Origin of the sequence: Acinetobacter sp. YH12201 (assembly GCF_013418145.1) — a bacterium.
In the GTDB taxonomy this organism is placed as follows: Bacteria; Pseudomonadota; Gammaproteobacteria; order Pseudomonadales; family Moraxellaceae; genus Acinetobacter.
In genome coordinates this window covers 1-22219 of sequence record NZ_VPCP01000058.1, presented here as the reverse complement: position 1 = coordinate 22219, position 22219 = coordinate 1, and the positions used below count along the sequence as shown (strand labels likewise).

Sequence of the window (22219 nt, the reverse complement as noted above, 5' to 3'; positions counted from 1 at the left end):
CCTTTCACTTTTTCACGCCCCAATTGGATAAAAATGAACAATTTCGTAAATTATAATTCTTTAACACTAAAGTTACATGTTACTTATGATTAAAAATCATTTAAATGATACATAATTTCATGAACTTTCAGATTGTAACTTTAGGGTATACCTTAAAGAAACAAAATGATTATAGTTATTTATTGAATAGTTTAAGAAGTTCCAGTAATGATTTATTGTGAAATCAGATAGAATAAGTTTGTAAACTGAGTACAAAATTTTCTTAATAAATAGTGCTCTTAAGCTTTTATAATATTGAATTCTATTTATGAGTAATTTACTAAAAAATATTCTTGATGTTTTAGAAAAAGAAGGTCCTCTTAAAGCAAGAAAAATTGCATTACTTTTGGATTCTACTCGAACTACTATTACTCATACGACTATTAACTCTGAGCTATATAAAGCCTTAGATTTAGAAGGTTTAACTAAGAACGAGCAAAATATATGGAGTTATGTAACCCCTAATATTAAAAGAATATCTTTTGATAGTTCTTCTAGTTGGTTAAGTGCTTCAAATATTGAACAAGTATTAAAAAAGTATCCAAACTTATTGAATATGAAGTCTGAAATTGAGTTTCATTTTCCTAATAAACCTATATTTTTAGATTGTATACTTAAAATTCTAAGTTTAACCAACCAATTAGCATTGAGCGGTTCGAAAGTTACCCTTATGTTTGAAGGAAATTCAAAGGGTTTTAGCTACTTGGACCGGTGTGGTTTTTTTGATCAAATCCAGCCTAATGTAATAATTTTACCGTATAGACCAAACGAGTCTTCAGCTAAAAAATATAACTCTAATTCCGAAAACTTAGTTGAAATTTTTCCAATCAAAGATGTGTATGAAGGTTCAGAATTACCGCGTTTAAAAAAATGTATAAGTGGTGAGCTATCTGAAGATGAAAATAAAGTTATTCTGGGGAAACTTAGTCATCTAATAACAGAATTAATTACAAATATTAGAGATCATGGTAAATCTGAATTAGATGGTTATGTAGCTCTCCAAACTTATAACTTACCTAAGTATAAAAAAATTGTAGTTTCTGTATCTGATAGTGGTCCAGGATTGTTAGCTACTTTAAGAAATGAAGCATCTAAGTTAGAGAAATATAAGAATCTTTTTGAGAAACTTGGTTTTAATGAAAGTTCTGCTGATATTGACTTGCTAACTTACATTCTAAACAAGGGCGGTATTTCTAGAACAGGAATGGATGGCCGAGGTATGGGCTTAGAACGAGGGAGCAGCAAATTAAAACTGATCGCTAATAAAAATAATGGTTTAGAGTCTAGTAATCTTAAATCAATTACATTATCTATAAGACAAAGAGATCAAGAAATCATTTTCCCTTATAGGGATGGTCTTCTAATTTCTGAAGAAGCTAAACAAAAAACAGGGTTAACGATATTACAAGGAACTCACTATGTTCTAACAATAATCCTTGACAAAATATAATAATCTGATTAAAAGAACAGCATGAACCAGATAGCCAAAATTATGAAACTAATAGATTTTACTAAAGAGAGCTCGCCTTATGGTACGCAAAAAGGGCGTGAAGTTTTTTCTTTAATGAGAGAGTTTATTGAAAAACATGCATCTAGTACTATTTTTGAATTGTCTTTTGAAGGTATAGAGTTTGTTGACTCTTCTTTTACTAGAGAAAGTATTATTCTTTTAGCTCAGCTTTATAAAGGGAAAAAAGGTTTGTATGTTTCTTATATCGAAGATCAAGATATCATCGATAATATAGATTATATAGCTCAAGTTTTGAAACAACCTATTGCTATAAAATTGGATCAGGGTATTCAAATTTTAGGTCCAAGGCTAACCAAAGCAAATTTAGAAATTTTAGAATTGATTCTTGAGCAAAAAAAAGTTACTACAGCCTTAGTTGCGAATGCGTTTGATATATCTGTTCCAAATGCTAGTAGCAAACTAAAAAAATTAGTTGATGATGGGTATATTCTGCGGTTTGAAGAAACAGCAGAAACAGGCGGCATAGAGTTCATTTACCAAAGTATCTGTTAAATCGAAAAATCTGCTTAAAAATATTTACTTAAGCAGATTTTTGGTGTAGCTTTATTCCAGCAAGTTTTTTTACACCCTGGTTAATGAAATTAATTTAACCAGATTAATCAGAATTCGGAGCTATACATGAAACAATTTGCTTATTCTCTCAGCGATTTAACCTTTAAACATGGATCTATTGAGGATCATTCCCCTATCGGATCTCAGCTATTGAGATCACTTGGATACTCTTCAAAGGACAATGTTCTTTTGTACCAGGTGCTTAATCAATCAGGTATGGAGGAAATCAGTCCTGAAGAGAGTATAGATTTTGAGAAGGGTGATAAGTTTTTTATCCTTGAAGGTGATCGTAGTTTTAAGTTAAAAATTGACGGCTTTAACTATGAGTGGCCTGAAAACAACATTACCTTGAAGCATTTAAAAGTTCTAACAGGACTGAAAAATAAATCCTTCTTTTTATCTAAATCGGAAGAAGCGGATTTAATGATCAGTGAACAAACTGTTATTAACTTATCTGAAGCTGGTATTGAAGATATCTATACTCAATTGCCGAAGCAAACTTATGAGCTCAATGTTCAAGGTACAATCATTAAGGTAGATAAATCTCAAATTATTGTTTCTGAAGCATTATCTTTAGCAGGTATTCAAGATGCTGAGAATTATCAAATTATTTTAAAGATTCAAGGTGAGCCTAAACAAGAAGTCACATCAAATTCGGTAATAGATTTAGCAAAGCCTGGTATTGAAAAACTTCGACTAATTCCACGAGAAGTAAATAATGGGGATGCAGTTGTAAATAGTTTTCAGATTCTTCCAAAAGACAATGAATATTTAAACCAGGTGTTTGGAAATTTTCGAACTATTATTGAGCAAAATCGTCGCTGGCTCATAGTTGATAACTACCAATTACCTGAAGGATACAGCCATCAAGTAATTTCCATCGCAATTGAAATCCCTATTGCCTATCCTCAAGCTGAAATTGATATGTTTTATACATATCCTCGAATTCAATTATCGACTGGTGCTATTCCATCTTGTACTGAAGTAGATCAATCAATTGAAGGTAAACTTTATCAACGATGGTCTCGGCATCGTAGTCCTCTTTCTGCTTGGAATCCAGCATGTGATAATGTTATTACACACTTTGCACTTATTGAAGAATCATTACTTCGTGAGGTGCAGCCATGATTTTACAAACTCATTTTAGAATCACGGATACCCATTTAGATGACTTAAAACGTCATCTATTTCCGGGAGATGGGTTAGAAGCCAGTGCTATAGCACTTACTTCATGCAACAAAATAAATGATCAAATTATTTTTTTGGTTCAAGATATTTTGTTAGTGCCGCATAGTGAATGTATTCGTAAAGTTGATTACTTAACTTGGCCTGGAAAATATATAGAAGAAGCGATTGAAAAGGGAGAGGGAAAAAATCTCAGTTTATTTTTAATTCATTCCCATCCATCAAATCTAAATCAGTTTTCGATTGCTGATGATGAAAGTGATCAGAAAGTAATACCTTGTATTTTTGCAGCATATAACCAATTACATGGCTCAGTAATAGTGACACCTGAAGGAAAATTAACGGGGCGTTTCTATGATAAGAATTTATCCCCACAATATATTGATAAGTTCTTAATTGTAGGTCAAAACATTGAATTAGTTGCTCGACAATCGTCGAGCAACGTTATGCCTTTTTCAGCCGATATGACCCAAAGTCTAAAAAATTTTAAAGTTGGTGTTATAGGGGCATCTGGTACAGGATCAATTGTTATTGAAAACCTTGCCAGATTAGGAGTTGGCCATCTTGTCTTGATCGATGATGATGTTATTGAACATAAGAATTTGAATAGAATTCTTAATTCAACTATTCAGGATGCTGAGAATCAAAAATCGAAGGTTAAAGTTCTAGCTGATGCTATTAACCAATATAGGTCTGATGTTGTCTTAACAATATTAGATAGCAAGATTGGTACTCAGCCGGCTATTTTCGAGGCAGCAACTTGTGATGTTTTATTCAGCTGTGTTGATACGGTTTCGGCAAGGATGTATGTAGATTTAGTTGGTGAGCATTTTCTTTTACCTATCTTTGATATCGGCGTAACAATCCCAACAGGATCAAAAGATGGAAAACCTTTTATTACAGAAGTGTGTGCCCGGCTAGATTATATCCAACCTCATAGAAGTTCCCTGAAAGATAGAGAAGTTTATACACCAGACTCTTTGAGAGCAGAATATTTGAAAGATACTTCACCTGATATCTATGAAAAACAGTTGCAAGAAGGCTATTTCAAGGGTGTTCATGAAGAGGCTCCCTCTGTAATTTCGCTTAATATGCTCGCTGCAAGCTATTGTATAAACGAGTTTATAGCTAGAACGTTTTTGTTCCGACAAGAAAATAATTCTAATTATGCAAGAACTGTCATTTGCCTAGGTGCTAATGAAACTGAGTATTTTAAGGAAGATGACTTTACTTCAGTTTCTAGGACTAATGTCGGTAAAGGTATCACTACTCCACTCTTAGGAATGCCTAATCTTGGAGGAGTGAAATGAAACAATTTTTTTTCAAATACCTAACTCTATTTTTAGATATGGTCTTTTCTCGTTCGGTAATTCAACTAAATGGGGACTCTTTACCTGACAAGATGCCAATTAGATCTATAGTCGTTGCTATTGAAGATGATGAAATCTGGTGTGTAGGTTTAAAGTGTCCATGTGGTTGTGGTTACACTATAGAGTTACCAATTATTAAAGAGGCAAAACCTCGCTGGGACATAAATATTAACTCACAGAATCAGATTAGTTTATTTCCTTCAGTTTTTCTGAAAAAAGGTTGTAAGTCTCACTTTTGGATCAAAAATGGAAAAATTACATGGTGTAACTAGATCTGTACTTTGATTTGAAATGTTCATTTGATAGGAATGATTTAAAACTTAATTATTGAAGGTTAACTTAAGAAGAAAAATACAATGAATATATTAGCAACAATTTTCTTTCCATTTTTAGTTAATAAAAAACTATGTTGGATTATTATTACAGGTGTTGGGATTTCATTGCTCATTAAAATTGGAATGGACTATCAACTCACGAAATTACATAGCCAAGTTGCGGGTACCTTGTTAGAAGGCTTAGAACCATATAGATTACTTAAACGTTATAACTATCTGATTATATGCATTATTATCTGGACATTAGTTACTTCAAGTAAAGAATATTTTAAAACTTTTAATAAATATAATTAAGATAAAAAGAAATGTACGATAAATATGAAGGTAATTCTCTAGCTCAATACCCGATACTTGTTATTAGCGTTAGAATTTCCAACCATAACAACTAATCGTCTTAGTTAGCTAACCCTGCGGCAAAGATTATAGGGTAAGAAAAGATCTACTTTTAGACCCTATTATTTTTTAGGGGGGATTACCATCTCAATTTAATATAATAGATATTATTAAATAATAAAAAATCCTAACGAAATGTTAGAATTTTTTATCATTTAGACAAAATATAATTAATTTTAGATTCTGCCAATATTCTATTTTTTAAATAAACACTACTAGGTTGGTGAAATTTACGCGCAGCCTTAATCTTTGTACGATGAGCTACTAAGGCTTCTAAGCTTCTCTGTTTTTCTGATACTTTTGATATAACTGAATCACTCATAATTTTACCTACTTATAGCTCAAATAGATCTATGACTATTTTTCCATTTTCGCATGTTTTATTAAGAACTTCAAACATAGAAGGAGGACAAATTAGCACTTCTCTCTCATCTTCATTATAGTAATTAACATAACTTAACCAACTAATATCTTTACCTTTTTTTGTCTCAAAATAGATTTCTACATCATAATCTTCATAGAATCCCTCATCCTTAGAAGTGCTCATAAAGAATGGATATGTGATTATTTTTCCTTTGATATGACTATCTATCCATGCTTTATTATCTATATATTTATCATTTCTACAGACAATGCCCTGAAAATTAGGCAATTTTTCTAATGCTATTAAAAGGAGTTGTTTAATATCAGAAAAAAACTGGTTTCCTATATTTTGATTAAGGACTTTAGACCCATAACCTGTGTAAAATTGTATTGCAACAGACTCAGCATCAGATAACCCATACTTACTCTTAAAATGGGACATATTTCCATCTTTTTGAATAGCGTGTAAAAAATCTTCGTAGTTTTCTAAAGAATCTGATTGTTTAATCCATTTGTTGATTAAATCTATGTCATTCATGACCGCTATGAGGCTTGTATATGAAAATTAGTAACAATTATGACATTGAAAATAAAATATATGGAGGGATATTTGGCCTTTTAATTGGGGATGCAATAGGTGTTCCATATGAATTTAAAGAAAAATATGAAATTAAAGATATAGATATCTACCCTAAAGATCTTAAAAATAAAACTTATCCTAATGTAAGATTTGGTACATGGTCTGATGATGGAGCACAAAGCCTAATTTTGCTCTCAAGCCTATTAGATAATAACAAATTAGACCTAACTGATCTTTTGAACCGTTTAGTTAAGTGGCTTGAGAATGGTTATATGTCTGTAGATAACTACACTTTTGATGTTGGCATCCAAACTTATGCATATATTAATGCATATAGAAAACAGAAAAAGTTTGAAATAGACAATTCCCCAAATGAATATCACAATGGAAATGGTTCTTTAATGAGATGTTTACCTTTAGCTCTCTGGCATAAAGGATCTAGTAAGGAACTTATTGATTTGGCGCATAAACAATCTTTAATAACTCACCCACATATTAGATCTCAGGCTTGTTGTGCATTATATTGTTTAATAGCTAAAAACCTTCTTTTAGAATTTACTCCCGAAATTGCAATAAAAAATTCAAAACATGAGCTTATTAATATTTATACTAAATACAATTATTTTGATGCTCTAAAAGAATTAAAAAACCAGATTCTTTCCTACGACTTAAATGAATGTCATGGTGGATCATATGTTGTTGATTCTCTTATGAGTTCTTTAGTATGTATTAAAGAGCCAAGTTACTCCACTGTAATCAAAAAAGCCATATCCTTTGGCAATGATACTGATACTACTGCTTGTATCGCTGGAGGACTTGCAGGAATTCGATTTGGTTTTAATAACATACCTGAACATTGGATCTCTGGATTAAGAGGTAAGGAAATAGTTTATCCTTTATTAAAACGATTACTAGAAACTAGATATTCAAATATTAAATTTATTTAACATAGAATCTCATATACCCAATTCGAGAGTTAGCAACCCAAAAACTTAATTTTTATAAGCAGATACTCGTTATACTTAAGCAAATTTAGGTATTACTAGAGATTCTTGCTTCATGACTCAGGTTCAACTTCAACAATTACAAAAACATCTTTGGAATATTGCGAACGATTTACGCGGAAAAATGGGGGCTGATGAGTTCCGCGACTACATTCTCGGCTTCATTTTCTACAAATACCTGTCTGAAAAAGCGATTTCTTTTGCTGATGAACTGTTGAAAGATGAAGGCCTAGCAGAAAAATATCACCAACTTGATGAAAATAACCCTGACCACGCTGAACTCATTGATGGTATTAAAGAAAACTCTGTAGAAGAAGTAGGTTATGCCCTGGCTCCAAAGCAACTGTTCCACACAATTGCTGAGCGTGGCCGTCAAGGTGAGTTTATTCTTGATGAGCTTTCAAATACCTTACGAGAAATCGAACGTAGTACATTAGGTGCTGAATCTGAAGATGACTTTGCCAATCTGTTTGAAGATCTCGACCTCAATTCAACCAAACTCGGCAACAATGCCAACGATCGTAATGAATTGGTCAGCAAAGTACTGACGCATTTAGACAATATTGATTTTGATCTCAGTAACTCAGAATCAGATGTATTGGGTGATGCGTACGAATACCTGATTGGTGAGTTTGCATCTGGTGCAGGTAAAAAAGCAGGTGAATTCTATACACCGCAAACCGTATCCACCTTGCTTGCAAAGATCGTGACTCAAGGCAAACAACGTCTGCGTTCAGTCTATGATCCAACTTGTGGTTCAGGTTCATTACTTTTACGTGTCAAACGTGAAGTTCAAGATGTCGATATGATTTACGGTCAAGAGATGAACCGTACCACCTACAACTTGGCACGCATGAACATGATTCTGCATGATGTTCATTTTGCTAAATTCGATATCAAGCAAGAAGACACGCTCACTCGCCCACAACACATTGATCAGCGTTTTGAAGCAGTGGTCGCCAATCCGCCATTCTCGGCAAAATGGTCAGCAGATCCAATCTTCTTGCAAGACGAACGTTTTAGCCGTTTTGGTAAGCTTGCACCAAGCTCAAAAGCGGATATGGCTTTTGTTCAGCACATGCTTCATCAACTCGATCACAATGGCACGATGGCGGTTGTTCTACCGCATGGTGTGTTGTTCCGTGGTTCAAGTGAAGGGGTGATTCGTCAGTACCTGATTGAAAAACTCAATGTTATTGATGCTGTGATTGGCTTACCTGCCAACATTTTCTACGGTACATCTATTCCAACCTGTATTTTGGTACTGAAGAAAGACCGTAAAAACACAGGCGATATTTTATTCATTGATGCCAGCAATGACTTCGACAAACAAAAGAATCAAAACAAGCTATTGCCTGAGCATCTCGATAAGATCATTGCAGCCTTTGAACAGCGTCAAAATATCGAGAAATATGCCAAGGTTGCTACGCTGCAAGAAGTGAAAGACAATGATTACAACCTCAATATTCCTCGCTATGTCGATACCTTTGAAGTTGAAGATGAAATTGATCTGAATGCCATTGCACAGCAACTCAAAGAACTTGAGCAGCAAAGCCAAAATACCGACAAAGTGATTGCTGAATTCTGCACAGAACTTGGCATTGACTCACCTTTTGCGGAGGTGAAGTAATGACACCTATATTGAGATTCGCTGAGTTTACCGATGACTGGGAAGAAACTACGTTAGAAAATTTGGCAGAAGTTGAACGAGGTAAGTTTTCGGTTCGTCCTCGAAATGACCCACGTTATTTTGGTGGAGAAATGCCATTTGTTCAGACTGGTGATGTTACTGGTTCTGATGTGTATTTAAAGGGCTATAGCCAAACGTTAAACGCTGACGGTATTAAAGTTAGTAAGGTTTTTCCCGTGGATACTATTTTAATCACAATTGCTGCAAATATTGGTGATACAACAATTACTCAATATGCTGTTGCTTGTCCTGATAGTGTGGTAGCAATCCAAGCTAAGAAAGATTTAGCTAATACAATTTTCTTAAAGAACTTAATTGACCTACAAAAAGAAAATTTAGATTCTCAGGCTACTCAAAATGCACAAAAAAATATTAATTTGCAGGTTTTAAAACCGCTCCAATTAATTGCTCCTTCAAAAGAAGAACAAACAAAAATAGCCACTTTTCTTTCAGCAGTGGATGAAAAGATTAGTCAGCTTTCGCAAAAACTCCACCTTCTGGGCCAATATAAACAAGGCATGATGCAAAAGCTGTTTAGTCAGCAGATTCGTTTTAACGCTGATGATGGCAGTGAATTTGGGGAATGGGAAAGTAAGACACTTGGTGAAATAATTAAGTTCGTCAATGGTAAAGGGCATGAAAATGACGTAGATAGTGATGGCTCATATACCTTGATTAATTCAAAGTTCCTCTCAACTAATGGAAATGTCGCTAAAAAAGTAAATAAATGTAATCAAAAAGTCATGAATGATTCATTAGTTATGGTCATGAGTGATGTACCAAATGGTAAGGCTTTAGCCAAAGTAATGTATATTCAAGATGGTTCAAATTTTGCATTAAATCAACGCATTGGCATGTTTATTTTTTATAAAGACCATTATCCAAAATTTTTCCAATACCAGCTCAATCGTCATCAGTATTATTTAGCTTTTGATAGTGGGGTAGGACAAACAAATCTAAAGAAAGAAGATGTTTTAAATTGCCCAATTTTAGTCCCCTGCATCGAAGAACAAACCAAAATCGCTAAATTCTTATCTGCCATCGACCAAAAAATCGATGTTGTTTCAGAGCAGCTAGAACAAGCCAAGCTTTGGAAAAAAGGGCTTTTACAACAAATGTTTGTTTAAATATCTAGAAAGCCAATCCAACCATCTGATTGAAAGACTTTGAGGGTAAAACATCACCGTATGTTTCGAGCTTCAGTCAGATGGATTTCACTTAGATCACCGTAATTCAATAAAAAATTAGAGAAAGAGATGTCCGTACAAAGCGAAGCTCAAATTGAAAATGAACTCATTGAACAGCTCAAAAACCTAGGCTATCACCAGGTTGATCTTAAAGATGAGACTCAACTGCTGAGCAATCTAAAAATTCAAGTTGAACGTGCTAATGGCATCGCTTCTTTCTCTGCAAATGAATGGGCACAAGTCCTCAATCATCTCAAGGCTGGCAATAGTTTTAACTGTGCCAAAGTGCTACGTAATCGCTTCCCGGTGAACTTTGATGATGGTTCTACACGCCATATTGATTTTTTGTTTGCCGATCCTGGTCAAAATATCTATCAAGTGACCAATCAGATCGCCATCGATCACAGTACCAGTAATGGCCACACCAGTCGCTTTGATGTCACCTTGCTGATCAATGGCCTACCTTTGGTACAAATCGAGCTAAAACGCGCTGGGGTAGAGCTTCCTGAAGCCTTTAACCAAACCCAACGCTATGCCAAAGTTGCTTATGGTAGCGGAGCAGGTCTGTTTAATTACATCCAGCTGTTCGTGATCAGTAATCGTGACCACACCCATTACTATTCAACCGGCACCAGCAATTTCGAATTTACCTTCCCCTGGGCAGATTTTGACAACCAGCACATCCATAAAATCGACACCTTTGCCGAAGCCTTTTTAAAGCATCAGCACATCACCCAAATGCTGACCGAATACATGGTGATCCTGGAAGTTGAAAAGCGTTTGATGGTGCTACGTCCCTACCAAATCTATGCGGTACAGCAGATTATTCAGCGTGTGCAACATTCAGCGCAAAATGGCTATATCTGGCACACTACCGGCTCAGGAAAAACCCTGACTTCATTCAAAGCCAGTCAACTCATCATGCGCTTGCCTGAAGTTGAAAAAGTCCTCTTTGTGGTGGATCGCAGTGACCTCGATACCCAAACGGTGCGTGAATTCAACGCCTTCAAAAAAGACAGTGTCGATACCACCAAGAATACCGGCACCCTGGTCACTCAATTGGGCCAGAAGCATGACAAACTGATTGTCACCACCTTACAAAAGCTTAATATTGCGATTAGTTCTGACCGTTATAGCGATCAGATCAGTTACCTCAAAGATAAAAAAGTCGTGATCATTTTTGATGAATGTCACCGTAGCCAATTTGGCGATACCCATCGCAATATCAAACGCTTCTTTAATCAAGCGCAAATGTTTGGTTTTACCGGAACGCCAATTTTTGAGAAAAACAGCCAACTGAAAATTGACTCAAAAGCAGTCACCACCAATGCCCTGTTTGACGAATGCCTGCATAAGTACGTGATTACCGATGCCATTCGTGATGGGAACGTCCTGCCCTTCCAGATTGCCTATCTGGGCAAATACACCAGCAATGGCATCGAAAATAGCGACAGCTATGAAGAAGATGTAGAAGGGATTGATACCAAAGAACTGTTTGATAACCCTGCCCGTCTCGAAATGATTACCCGCTATATCCTGGATAATCACCACATCAAAACCAAAAATAAAACCTTCACCGCGATGTTCTGTGTCAGTTCTGTTGAAGTCCTGACTCAGTACTACGAACTGTTCAAAAAAGTACAGCAGGAAAAACAGCAGCAAGCCGAAGAACAAGGGGGGATTTATACCCCATTGACCATTGCCACAATTTTTTCCTTTGCAGCAAATGAAGAACTCAAAGTCGAAGATCACAGTGGTTTAATTGAAGAAGAGTCTGCGGATCTCCCGACCCGGATCAGCCAATCCAACCGGGACAAGCTCGATCAATACATTGCTGAATACAATGCCAAATTTGGCCAGAACTACAACTCAGGCGATGAGTTCTACGCTTACTATCGTGATATTGCCAACCGGGTACGTAAAAAAGAAATTGATATTTTGCTCGTAGTGAATATGTTCCTGACCGGTTTTGACTCAAAACCACTTAACACCCTGTATGTCGACAAGAACCTTAAATATCATGGTCTCATTCAAGCCTTTTCACGCACCAACCGTATTCTGAATGCAGATAAGCCGTTCGGTAATATTCTGTGCTTCCGTAACCTGAAACAGGCCACAGATCAAGCCCTCACCTTATTCTCAAATAAGGATGAAGCACAAAGAATCGTGCTGATTCCAAGTTTCGACAGCATCAAGGAAAAGTACAATGCTGCGGTCGCCCATTTACTCAGTATTGCCCCAGATCCGGATCAAGTCCCCAATACGCTGGAAACCGAAGAACAGCAATTGGAGTACGTCAAAGCCTTCCGTGAGGTGATGCGGATCAATGCCCAATTGGAAAACTTTGTCGAGTATGACCAGGACGATACCGATTTAAACAAGGCAGAATTCCAGAAACATACCTCACAATACAAATATCTGTACAACAACGTCCGTGTGCTCCAGCCTAAAGACAAAGTATCGGTCCTCAATGACGTCAATTTCCAGCTGGAACTGATCCACCGCGATACCGTGAATGTCGGTTATATCCTGAATTTACTACAATCGGTGGTCAATCATAAAGATCCTGAAAAGAAACAGCAGTACCGTTCCCAGGTGCAAGATATCATCTCGACCAATCACAACCTGTATGACAAACAAGAGTTGATTCAAAAGTTCCTGGATGAAAACATTCCACGCATGGCCGATGGTCAAAGCGTTGAACAAGCCTTTGCTCAGTTTTGGGATGTGGAAAAAGAAAAGGCACTGAATGAGCTGTGTCAAAAAGAAGCCATCAAACCTGAAGTCTTCAAAACGGTGCTCAGCCAATATGAATACACCCAGCGTTTACCTAGCCGAGAAGATGTCAAAGACTTACCGATTGCGCGTCCTAAGATCTCAGAACGTAAGACCCTGATGAATACTCTGGTTCTCAAAACTCGAAATTTTATTGAAAAGTTCTATCGAGGTTTATAAATCCCTCAAAATAAAAAATGCCTGAACTTCAGGCATTTTTTACGTCATGACTAACCACTAAAAACAATCAAAAAATAAGAGTTTTAGTCTTGTGAATACGACTTAACTTTTTCAAAAATTGGATAGAAATCTAATCCCTCATCTTTCATCGTAGAAATCAACGCAACGATTACAGCAATATGTGTAGGAACCACACCTTGTTTACTGTAATTCGTAATCGAATTAGGTTTCATATCCAATAAGGCAGCAAATTCCTTAATTGAAAGCCCTGCTTTACCGACAAGACGTTGAAATTCAGTATATGGCATTTGATTAAATTTATAGAAATGGTGTTTTGAGATTATAGCATAGGGTTACATTTACATAAAAACACATAAAATTATGTGGTAAACACATAATTTTATGTGCTATAAATGGTTTATCAACGAAACTATTTTATCATCTCTATCGGAGAAACATACTATGTACTCATACCCGGATTCAAACACTGAAAAGAAAATTGCTCTCATGATCATCAATGACTTTTTCATTCAAAAAGCCCATGGACTGTGGATTTTTTTACAACTCGATCAGTGCTTTAACGATTATGAAGCCACACTGATTTGGACTAGACGTTATCTAGAGGAACATCCAGAAGGTGAATACAATGATATTCAAAAAGCATTCCTTTCCTGTTTCCCAGAACACTTCTTCAACTTTGACTATTAATTGATGAATCGTCTTTCCTCTTTTGTAGCAGTTGAAATTAGAGTAAACGCTATAAAAGAGGAAAGATTTAGATACAAAAAAGCCCTTAATGATTAAGGATTTTTTTACATCCAAAACACAGCTAATTTAAAACCAAAATAGTTGTAATTTAGTTCTAAATTAGTTGCTATTCTTCACTAAGTTTCTTCAAAGCAAATCTGATAATTCCATTATGAGTTTGACCGTACTTTTCAGCTAACTTAGCGAGCAACTGATACTCATATTCATTCATCGGGATCGTATGTGTCTTAAATTTTCTGGAAGCTTTTGGGTCTAATTTTGGTGTGAGCTGTTCATTAGCACCATTAATGAATTCTTCTTCAGAAAGAAGGTTCGTAGTTTCTCTTTTCTTGATCATGCTAGAAGTTCCTCCATAAAAGCCTCGAACTCCTCTGTTGCTTTGGGGTTGTTTGATTCAACAACACCTTTTCCTTCAGCTGTGACATCACGATAAACTTTACGATCATGGATCACTGACGACAAGGTTGTGAACAACGGAAAGTCAGCTAAATAGTCATTTGCTTGTTGCACTTCAGATACTGATGGATTTGTAGGAGCTAATGTTAGTAATCCAAATGACTTCAGCTCCTCATTAAAGGACTTCGCTTGGTCAATGACTTCTGATAAATGAGGTAAAGTATCCAAGTCGAATTGTGATGGTCTAAATGGCACTACCAGATAGTGAGCAGTTAACATTGCTGTTCTAAGCTCTTTGCTGTCATGCCCAGCAACATCGACAATTACATAGTCATAGCGACCATCTAAATCCTTCAGTGTGTTCTTAATATCGCCATAGCGTTGAACACAATGTACTTTGGGTAGACTTGTTTCATCACGGTCTTTTACCCAATTAGCTGAGCTTTGCTGAGGATCTGCATCAACAAGTACGATGTCTTTGTTATGTTTAGCAAGATATGCTGCAATGTTGATGGCTATTGTTGATTTACCGCATCCACCTTTTTGACTACCAATTAAGATGATCATTTTTACATTTAGTTTATAACTAGTTTGAATGTAATATAGAATCAGATTGCTATTAAGTAAAGAGATTATCCATATAACTACCTTTTCCCACCAGATTAATTTTTAATAAAATACCACTTTGACTTTCAAACCTTAATTGGCTAATTTTTAAACAATAAAATACCAATTTTTCAACAAATTTCTTTTTTATTTTTTATTTTTTAATTTTTAATATTTTTACGCTGCCTGAAAGTCTTGCTACATCAGCATTTCAGAGGACATATGTATACCTTTTCCCACCAATACCGATACCTTTTCCCACCAATACCGATACCTTTTCCCACCAATACCGATACCTTTTCCCACCAATACCGATACCTTTTCCCACCATTTACATACTAAAAATGTTTAGGTATATTTATTAAGGCAAAAAACTAGGAATGTCTGTATGTCAAAAGAATTAGTTGTTAAAGACAATGCACTCATTAATGCGAGCTATAACTTAGATACTACTGAGCAGAGACTGATTCTTTTAGCGATTGTTCAAGCTAGAGATCTGAGTAAGGGGATTGATGCCAATACCACCCTAGAAGTCCATGCACAGCATTATATGAAGCAATTCAATGTGGATCGGCATGCAGCCTACGAAGCATTAAAGAATGCGGCTAATAGCTTGTTTGAGCGTAAGTTCAGTTACAAGGGTATCCATGAGGGAACTCAGCAGGAAAAGATCGTGAAGTCTCGTTGGGTTTCCAAAATAGCCTATGTTGATAGTGCCGGTATTTTGGAGTTAGTTTTTGCGCCTGATGTTATTCCGCTTATTACCCAGTTAGAGCGTTCATTTACCTCTTATGAATTAAAGCAGATCAGTTCCTTATCAAGTAAGTATGCTATTCGCTTATATGAGCTCTTAATTCAATGGCGAAGTGTTGGAAAAACTCCATTATTCAATATTGAAGACTTTCGTTTTAAGCTGGGTCTTGGTACTGATGAGTATCAAATCATGGGTAACTTCAAGAAGAAGGTGCTTGATTTAGCTCTTACTCAAATCAACGAGAAGACCGATATTGTTGCATCGTATGAACAACATAAATCAGGTAGAGTTATTACTGGTTTCTCTTTCTCATTCAGCTCAAAAAACACAGCATTGAGTGTCCAAACACCCCCTAAAAAGCTGAGTGACAAACAGATCAAATTGTTTGCCAACAAGCTGGCTCACCATGATCCATTTGCAAGCCAAAAAGCTGCAGTAGGGGAAAGCTATGCTGATCTAGAGAAAAGGCTTCTGATCGAACTACAAGATGCCGAGGTTGTCAGAAAGTATGCTGGCGTCCTCAAAGAGTTAGGTCTTGAATTATAGAATGCAACTAGATTAGTTGTTATATACAATTAATATAGTTTTGTAATGATTTTAATTTGATTACAAAAAAATTAAGCAGCAGAGAGCTCTTCTGCTAATTTTTCAACCTGCTCAAGCACAGTCTCTGTAGCCAATAAAGCCATATCAGGTGGATAACTATACTTCTTGAGTAGGCGCTTCACAATGACTCTTAGCTTCGCCCTGGCATCGTCAGATGATGTTGGTTGAGCCATTCATACAGTTGTTGCATGATCGCTTGACTATAGCTGATTACTTAATTTAGTAGCACATCAAAAACCATTGTAAAATAGTATTTTACAAATATATTTACGTGCTACAGCCTTTAGAATTTAGCTATATGTTGTTGCCGGTATAGCATTCAAGAAATGTGGCATGATTCTGACGTGTCTCGAACCAAAGGAAAATCATGTCTATGATATGTTTACAGACATGCAGCATGTAGAGATCAGTGATGCTTTGATGGATTTCCTTGAAGCGATTTATCTTAAGTATGGCAAAACCAAGATTGCCTTGGGTGCAAGTTTAATGCTGAACAGAACATGAAATATGTCCCGAGATTCACTGACACAGAACTACTTTAAGTGGGATCAATTACTGAGTGTGAAATAGTGATGATACTTATTTTGAGAACATAATTCTAGTTACTAATTAGTTTCAATTTGATTTCAATTAAGAATAAAAAAACAACTAATATGAAGCCATTTAGTTTATTCAATACAACCAATAAGCAGAAATTCCTCTGTAAAGGAATTTCTGCTTAAAGTAGTAAATTACCTATGAATGGCGAGAGTTGGCTTCGTTATAGACAGCATTGTTTTCACATCTGCCTACAGCAATCACGATGATAATTACCTCATCAATGACTTCATAAACCAAGTGATATCCAATACTGCGAAGTTTAATCTTGTAGCGGTTAGGATATCCTGACAGCTTGTTTTTGGGAATTCGAGGATTCTCCAATACCGAGGTTCTACAATTCAAAACGCAGATATGGTTCCAATGGTCAGCGTTCTCCATTAGATTATGAAAAGGCCCAAGAATAGACTAAATTTGTCTAGGAGAGTGGTGGCAGTCCAGTCTAGAATTTTGGTGGCTATTCAATTGGATACTCTAAAAGAAATAACGAAAAAATAGTTAAATTAACTTTTCAGTATTAATTTGACTATTTTTAATTTTAATTGCTATTGAATAATATTCGATTTAAATACAATTTTTTAGTGATTAGGTCTAACCCAGATATTTCTTTTTTCAAATCACATTTAAACGTAATAATTTTTTTTCCGTGGTCTACAGTGTAGCTAAAAATTAAACCATTATGAACTTTATAGTATTTATTATGGATATACTTGTATCCAAAAAAATGAAATGAAAGAAGGGAGTCACAAAATATTTCTAACATCTTAGAATTATTTATATTAATAAAAGAGACAGTAAAGCTATCTGATAAATTGTGAACCAATTTATGAAGAATATTAAGAAGAAATGTATTGTATAGTTGCGAAGATTTCACTATTTAACCTTATTTAAAGCACACGAAAAACACGTAAAAAACGAGTTATCCTTTCATGTCTTTAAGTAAGAGTGACTTTCTCCCGCTATACTTAATTATAGCTAACCACCTAGTTTTATCTCTCAACCTAAGCGCTACTGATATTTATAGCTCGGAAAAGATGAAAAATCTAGTTTTTTTAGCATTTTTTTATCTTCTATCAGAATTTATAAAAAATTAATTTGAAGGACTAGAAACCAAAATCATAGCTATCACTGGTACGGTTTAGGCTCTTAGAGTTTTCGTCTAATGTTATAGACTTTTCTTTATCGATAGGGGGTGTTTGATCTTCTATAGTTGGTGATGTTGGAGGGGAATTATGAATAACAGTCTTGTGCTCATTTATTTGGTGCACAATATTGTGATCTATCTTGTCGTTCGCTGAGCTTTCAACTTGACGATCTATTACTAATGGGTGGTCAAATTCGATTCTTATATTTGTTGCACGTGCAATTTCTTGCACCTGTCTTTTAAAGTCATCTGTACCAGAGACCAATACAACACCAAACTTATTTCTAGCTAATAATAACGCATCGTGAATATGGTCACGTTGTTGGCTCAGTACAGTAATATTTTCAGATTTTTTACTTTCAAAAAAAGCGACTTTCTCTTGATCGATATAAAATGTTTTTCCAAATCTGTATTCGATACGATATTTTTTAATAGGGGAGGCTGACTGTAAAATTTGATCAGAATCTTTCAATGTTTCTTTTGGCATCGTGAAGATATTATTCCGCTCTAATTCCTGTTGTTTTTGTAGCTTAGCTTTTCTGCTGTATTCGTAAAACTCAAACATCTGTAAGTAATCTAGTTCAGATAAAGATTCTGTCTGTTGATAGGATTTGTTCACTTGATTTTTAGGTATAAGTGCGAGGTCTTTCAAATGTTGCGAAGCATCGTTGGTTATAACAAGGGTATGGCATTTTTTGTTGATCATAGGCTGATGCTGTAAAGAAAAATATAATTGCCAGGTTTGCTCAATGTCATTTGAGTTGAAATATTTTTTATTTAATTTTGAAGCTTGTGTATAGATCAGGTTATGCAGCCTTTGTATCAAGATACTCTGATCGTCTTGATTAAGCTGAGGCAATTGATGCTTTTGAATACATGTTGCTAAAATAGATGTGAGCTGGCTCATATTGATGCCACAACAGTTCAGAAGTAAACCAGTTTTGATCAGTGCTGTGCTTTGGCATTCGCCTGTTGTCTTAAAATGTTGATAGAGTTGCTTGAAGCCAATTTGGAGTTGCTCTAATGATAATTCTGAGAGAGCAGGCAGAGTTCTACTTTTGTTTGTATCTTGAATTTCATTGGATTTATGTTGGGACAGCATTTTAAATAAGTTTTTAAAATCTGATGATCCTCGAACTGATACTTCATGCTCGGGATGTAAATTCTTTATACATTGCTGTAATCGGGTGATTGAATAATTACTAAAGACCAGAATCCCATATCTATTTTGAATCCCAATAGGCTCTTTATGATCTTCCGAATCAAATAATATTTTGGCAGTCTTGATATCTGGATCTTCTTGATAAATAAAATTCTTAGACTGACGTTGATCGAATAGAAATTGTTGTTGTATCAATAGGGGATTAGTTGGTGAAACAAATCTTAAAAAATCAGCATAAGAGGTAATTTGGGTTGAATCAAAGTTTCTAGACAAAAAATTTTGATCAAATAGCTTTTCAGAGGTCTGTTGGCTTAAATTTTGATTTTGGGAAAGAAATACTTTTCTAATTTCAGCTCTGGTGGTCAGTTGTTCTGCCTGATGCTGATAATGCAATAGGGTATAAATGGTATCAGTAGACTGTTCTGGAAATTTCTTTTGATGTTGCTTTAAAAAAGAAGATTTATTGTATTTATAAAGTTCATTCTCGAAGCTGATATCCTGATATTTAGATCGACGTCTCTGGCTATAAAGATCTTTAGTTGATTTCATATTGAGATAAGCGCTATGAAGTTCTTTCACTAGAAAGTCTTCACTTTGGAATAAATGATAAGCAGATATTGTCGATGATTCATGCCATTTGTGCTGAGCTGTTTTATTAAATTTGAGCTTAGAAATTTTTATCTGATCGAAATGATGGGGCGTAAACTCACCCCAACATTTTTCCAAATTCTTTAATGTGACTTGTTTATTGCAAAATAAAGAAGCCTTAAACGTCAGAGACTGTTGATCATCAGTTTTTATTTTAAAAATACTACCATTACGTTTTCGCTCATACAAAATTCCTAAACCTGCTAATTGTTGATGCCAGTCCTGCCAACTATTTGCATCTTTTAGGATAGGCTGAATGGTTTTTTCAAGGTCATCTTGATAGTTGCCTGCAGTCGCAATGTCATTGCGCAACTGACTCTTTTGTTGATGTCGATGTTCTTGATCACGAATCTTTGCACTGATTTTAAATGCATCAGGATTTGATATGTGGTTGATGTTTTTTTCACATTGGCCAGTTTCATGATTATAGATAAACAGAGGATTTGGCTCAGGTTCCCAGCCTTGTTTTGCTTCAATTTCAGCAGTGGCTCTATGCACTGCATTCAAAATCCAGCCATCGCCTAGCTCCACTGCTTGATGTTCATTATGACTGTTTTTTCTGTAAGGGTGGATTCGATTAATGATCAAATGAAAATGCACATTGTCTGTATCCATGTGCAATGCATACTGCATTTGTAAGTCATCTGCTTTGAGATGTTTACTTAAAATATCGATTTGCTCTTCTAATTGTTGAATCGTGGGTACTTCAAATTTTTTAAAACTTGTAACCAGATGAACGATTGGGTCAGTCACTCTAGAATTGAGACTGGCAGTTTGTGACATTTCAATTTTTTGATATGCAATATCATCATCTAAAAAGTTTCTTGAATTTGAATAGACACATTTTTCAGAAATAAGTTCAGTGCTAAAACTTGCGTGCAACTGGGTAATATAGTCACTGAGATAATCGCTGCGTGTTGGAGTTGGGTGATGGATGTAGTCAGATAATCCATGAATACGATCTTCTACTGAAGTGCCTAATGCATTTGGAATGATCTTAGTAATCATCTCTTAAGCACCTCGTCATTGAGTCGACGAACTACCATTTTTAATTCATAAATGAGTGCCGTAATGTCGGGTAACTCTTCTGGAGTCAACATCTTACCTTTGAGTTCAATCAGTATTTTTGGAAGGACAACCCCAAGAATTCTGATCGTATGAATATCACGTTGATCAATCAATTGAGCATAGTCATCACTTAAAATTTTTTTACGTATGTAGTCAGATTGATTCATCTGTAATGCCTTACAGGCATCTTTGATGAGCTGATGTTCATCTATAGATAAACGAACAATGATCTGTTTCTTTCTTGATGTTGTAATACCCATTTTTTTCTACTGTATACAAATTGAGACCGAGTGAAACGAGCTCGAGATTTGTGAATCTGGACGATGTGATATACATCGTCCCATCCTGTACTTTTTTTAGCGGTCAGTGAGTGAATTAAAGTTAATGAAAATAATGGTTGATTTATATTTTTTTTATTAGCGCAAAAAGTTACATTTTTCAGTAATTCAAAAATCAGAAAATGGTCATATTTTGCCATTTCTGTAAGAGAAGATATTCAGAATAATTGGCTTATATATTTATTCTTAGGAAAAAACATGATACAAGACCAGAATGTTTCAGAACTTGATATTCAGAATCTAGCTAATACAAATTTAGCATCCTCAACAGAAAATACTTCTGAAACTGTATCGACAAAAGAAGAAAAGCATTCAAAAATTGTTGAGAAAAATCAAAAAATTTATAGTGTCAATGATTCTAAAAAATTTGAAGATATTCTTTTTCGTCATATAGAAAAAATGAATGAAAAGACGATCACACGTAATCAGTTACTTACTCAACACAAGCAAACCTTACTTGAACTTTTCAGCCTTGGTGCAACTGTAGAAGAAGTAGTGACTTTTCTAAAAGAAAACAATTTCACGAGTATTTCTGAAGAAAATTTAAAAGAATTTTTGAAGAAGAAAAAATAAATTATTGAATGTGAAGTAAGATCAAGTTGATACGAGTGCATATGAAATTACTTCACTGAACCGTACCGGGTTTGTCGGAGACCAACTTTCCTGAGAGAATGCCCCGATGAAAAAAGTAAAATATACCCCTGAAATCAGAGATAGAGCTGTTCAACTTGTGATTGAATCCGAAAAAGATTATCCATCGAATTGGGCTGCGATCACCGCTATTGCGCCTAAGATTGGTTGTACTCCTGAAACTCTACGTGTTTGGTATCAAAAATATTTAGATAAACAAAACCCAATTAAAGTACAGCAACTTTCAGATCAAGAACGTATTAAACAACTCGAACGTGAAAATAAAGAACTGCAACGTGCTAACGAAATTCTACGTAA

The 22219-nt window shown here is 35.2% G+C and carries 22 protein-coding genes and 2 pseudogenes; 15 read left to right on the top strand and 9 right to left on the bottom strand.

Translation table 11 applies throughout. The features are described from left to right. The first annotated feature begins 307 nt into the window (after positions 1-307). The 6 genes from FTU91_RS11575 (at position 308) to FTU91_RS11550 (ending at position 5306) form a co-directional block, all read left to right on the top strand. Positions 308-1489, top strand: a complete 1182-nt coding sequence (locus FTU91_RS11575) for an ATP-binding protein (RefSeq protein ID WP_034584444.1) — start codon at positions 308-310, stop codon at positions 1487-1489. A gap of 21 nt (positions 1490-1510) precedes the next feature. After that, positions 1511-2062, top strand: coding sequence for a winged helix-turn-helix domain-containing protein (locus FTU91_RS11570; RefSeq protein WP_034584442.1), 552 nt, complete (start codon positions 1511-1513; stop codon positions 2060-2062). 126 nt (positions 2063-2188) lie between these two features. Beyond that, positions 2189-3250, top strand: a complete 1062-nt coding sequence (locus FTU91_RS11565) for an E2/UBC family protein (RefSeq protein WP_034584440.1) — start codon at positions 2189-2191, stop codon at positions 3248-3250. Beyond that, positions 3247-4617, top strand: a complete 1371-nt coding sequence (locus FTU91_RS11560; RefSeq protein ID WP_180082227.1) for a ThiF family adenylyltransferase — start codon at positions 3247-3249, stop codon at positions 4615-4617. The genes FTU91_RS11565 and FTU91_RS11560 overlap by 4 nt, the downstream gene beginning before the upstream one ends. After that, complete coding sequence (locus tag FTU91_RS11555) at positions 4614-4949, top strand: DUF6527 family protein (RefSeq protein WP_034584436.1); 336 nt, start codon at positions 4614-4616, stop codon at positions 4947-4949. The genes FTU91_RS11560 and FTU91_RS11555 overlap by 4 nt, the downstream gene beginning before the upstream one ends. An 84-nt stretch (positions 4950-5033) precedes the next feature. Next, a complete protein-coding gene (locus FTU91_RS11550; protein ID WP_034584434.1) occupies positions 5034-5306 on the top strand; it encodes a hypothetical protein in 273 nt (90 codons plus the stop codon). A gap of 250 nt (positions 5307-5556) precedes the next feature. Here FTU91_RS11550 and FTU91_RS11545 read toward each other — a convergent pair whose 3' ends face one another. Further along, positions 5557-5727, bottom strand: coding sequence for a hypothetical protein (locus FTU91_RS11545; protein ID WP_161788380.1), 171 nt, complete (start codon positions 5725-5727; stop codon positions 5557-5559). A 12-nt stretch (positions 5728-5739) separates the two neighbouring features. Then, a complete protein-coding gene (locus FTU91_RS11540) occupies positions 5740-6306 on the bottom strand; it encodes an ADP-ribosyltransferase domain-containing protein (RefSeq protein ID WP_034584433.1) in 567 nt (188 codons plus the stop codon). Positions 6307-6326: 20 nt separating this feature from the next. Between FTU91_RS11540 and FTU91_RS11535 the strand changes: the two genes are divergently transcribed. The 4 genes from FTU91_RS11535 to FTU91_RS11520 all read left to right on the top strand — a co-directional run bounded on the left by FTU91_RS11535 (position 6327) and on the right by FTU91_RS11520 (position 13184). Continuing rightward, entirely contained in the window at positions 6327-7295 is a 969-nt protein-coding gene (locus FTU91_RS11535; RefSeq protein ID WP_218944775.1) for an ADP-ribosylglycohydrolase family protein, read from the top strand. Positions 7296-7407: 112 nt separating this feature from the next. After that, positions 7408-8982 (top strand): type I restriction-modification system subunit M, encoded by a 1575-nt coding sequence (locus tag FTU91_RS11530; protein ID WP_180082226.1) that lies wholly within the window; start codon positions 7408-7410, stop codon positions 8980-8982. Continuing rightward, complete coding sequence (locus FTU91_RS11525) at positions 8982-10169, top strand: restriction endonuclease subunit S (RefSeq protein ID WP_180082225.1); 1188 nt, start codon at positions 8982-8984, stop codon at positions 10167-10169. Before FTU91_RS11530 ends, FTU91_RS11525 begins: the two co-directional genes overlap by 1 nt. Positions 10170-10298: 129 nt before the next feature. Beyond that, a complete protein-coding gene (locus tag FTU91_RS11520; RefSeq protein WP_180082224.1) occupies positions 10299-13184 on the top strand; it encodes a type I restriction endonuclease subunit R in 2886 nt (961 codons plus the stop codon). Positions 13185-13267: 83 nt separating this feature from the next. Here the strand turns inward: FTU91_RS11520 and FTU91_RS11515 are convergent, their stop codons facing one another. Next, positions 13268-13492, bottom strand: a complete 225-nt coding sequence (locus FTU91_RS11515; protein ID WP_159151888.1) for an XRE family transcriptional regulator — start codon at positions 13490-13492, stop codon at positions 13268-13270. Between the two features lie 154 nt (positions 13493-13646). Here FTU91_RS11515 and FTU91_RS11510 point away from each other — a divergent pair, with 154 nt between their 5' ends. Beyond that, on the top strand, positions 13647-13892 hold the full coding sequence (locus tag FTU91_RS11510; protein ID WP_180082223.1) for a hypothetical protein: 246 nt from the start codon (positions 13647-13649) through the stop codon (positions 13890-13892). A 166-nt stretch (positions 13893-14058) separates the two neighbouring features. Here FTU91_RS11510 and FTU91_RS11505 read toward each other — a convergent pair whose 3' ends face one another. Together FTU91_RS11505 and FTU91_RS11500 are read right to left on the bottom strand one after the other, a co-directional pair. Continuing rightward, the gene (locus tag FTU91_RS11505; RefSeq protein WP_004676033.1) at positions 14059-14289 is read right to left on the bottom strand and encodes a hypothetical protein; all 231 of its coding nucleotides are present in this window, start codon (positions 14287-14289) and stop codon (positions 14059-14061) included. Beyond that, positions 14286-14915 carry an AAA family ATPase gene (locus FTU91_RS11500; RefSeq protein ID WP_004676032.1) on the bottom strand — a complete coding sequence of 210 codons (630 nt, stop codon included), beginning with the start codon at positions 14913-14915 and terminating at the stop codon, positions 14286-14288. The genes FTU91_RS11505 and FTU91_RS11500 overlap by 4 nt, the downstream gene beginning before the upstream one ends. A gap of 427 nt (positions 14916-15342) precedes the next feature. On the opposite strand from FTU91_RS11500, the gene repM reads away from it, so the two are divergent. Next, positions 15343-16254: a replication initiation protein RepM gene (repM, locus tag FTU91_RS11495; protein WP_004676030.1), complete on the top strand. Its 912-nt coding sequence runs from the start codon at positions 15343-15345 to the stop codon at positions 16252-16254. A 71-nt stretch (positions 16255-16325) separates the two neighbouring features. Here the strand turns inward: repM and FTU91_RS11490 are convergent, their stop codons facing one another. Next, positions 16326-16487, bottom strand: coding sequence for a type I restriction enzyme endonuclease domain-containing protein (locus tag FTU91_RS11490; protein WP_004676029.1), 162 nt, complete (start codon positions 16485-16487; stop codon positions 16326-16328). A gap of 139 nt (positions 16488-16626) precedes the next feature. Here FTU91_RS11490 and FTU91_RS11485 point away from each other — a divergent pair. Then, positions 16627-16884, top strand: a pseudogene (locus FTU91_RS11485) (DNA-directed DNA polymerase); the annotation flags it as partial. A 165-nt stretch (positions 16885-17049) separates the two neighbouring features. Here the strand turns inward: FTU91_RS11485 and FTU91_RS16620 are convergent. From FTU91_RS16620 to FTU91_RS11475, 3 genes and pseudogenes are all read right to left on the bottom strand, one after another. Continuing rightward, positions 17050-17238, bottom strand: a pseudogene (locus FTU91_RS16620) (type II toxin-antitoxin system RelE/ParE family toxin); the annotation flags it as partial. Between the two features lie 776 nt (positions 17239-18014). After that, positions 18015-20873, bottom strand: coding sequence for a relaxase/mobilization nuclease domain-containing protein (locus FTU91_RS11480; RefSeq protein WP_180082222.1), 2859 nt, complete (start codon positions 20871-20873; stop codon positions 18015-18017). Then, positions 20870-21193: a hypothetical protein gene (locus FTU91_RS11475; RefSeq protein ID WP_180082221.1), complete on the bottom strand. Its 324-nt coding sequence runs from the start codon at positions 21191-21193 to the stop codon at positions 20870-20872. The genes FTU91_RS11480 and FTU91_RS11475 overlap by 4 nt, the downstream gene beginning before the upstream one ends. 276 nt (positions 21194-21469) lie before the next feature. Here FTU91_RS11475 and FTU91_RS11470 point away from each other — a divergent pair, with 276 nt between their 5' ends. After that, the gene (locus tag FTU91_RS11470; RefSeq protein ID WP_121523821.1) at positions 21470-21844 is read left to right on the top strand and encodes a hypothetical protein; all 375 of its coding nucleotides are present in this window, start codon (positions 21470-21472) and stop codon (positions 21842-21844) included. A 106-nt stretch (positions 21845-21950) separates the two neighbouring features. After that, the coding region (locus tag FTU91_RS11465) for a transposase (RefSeq protein WP_180082220.1) at positions 21951-22219 on the top strand (269 nt) is incomplete at its 3' end.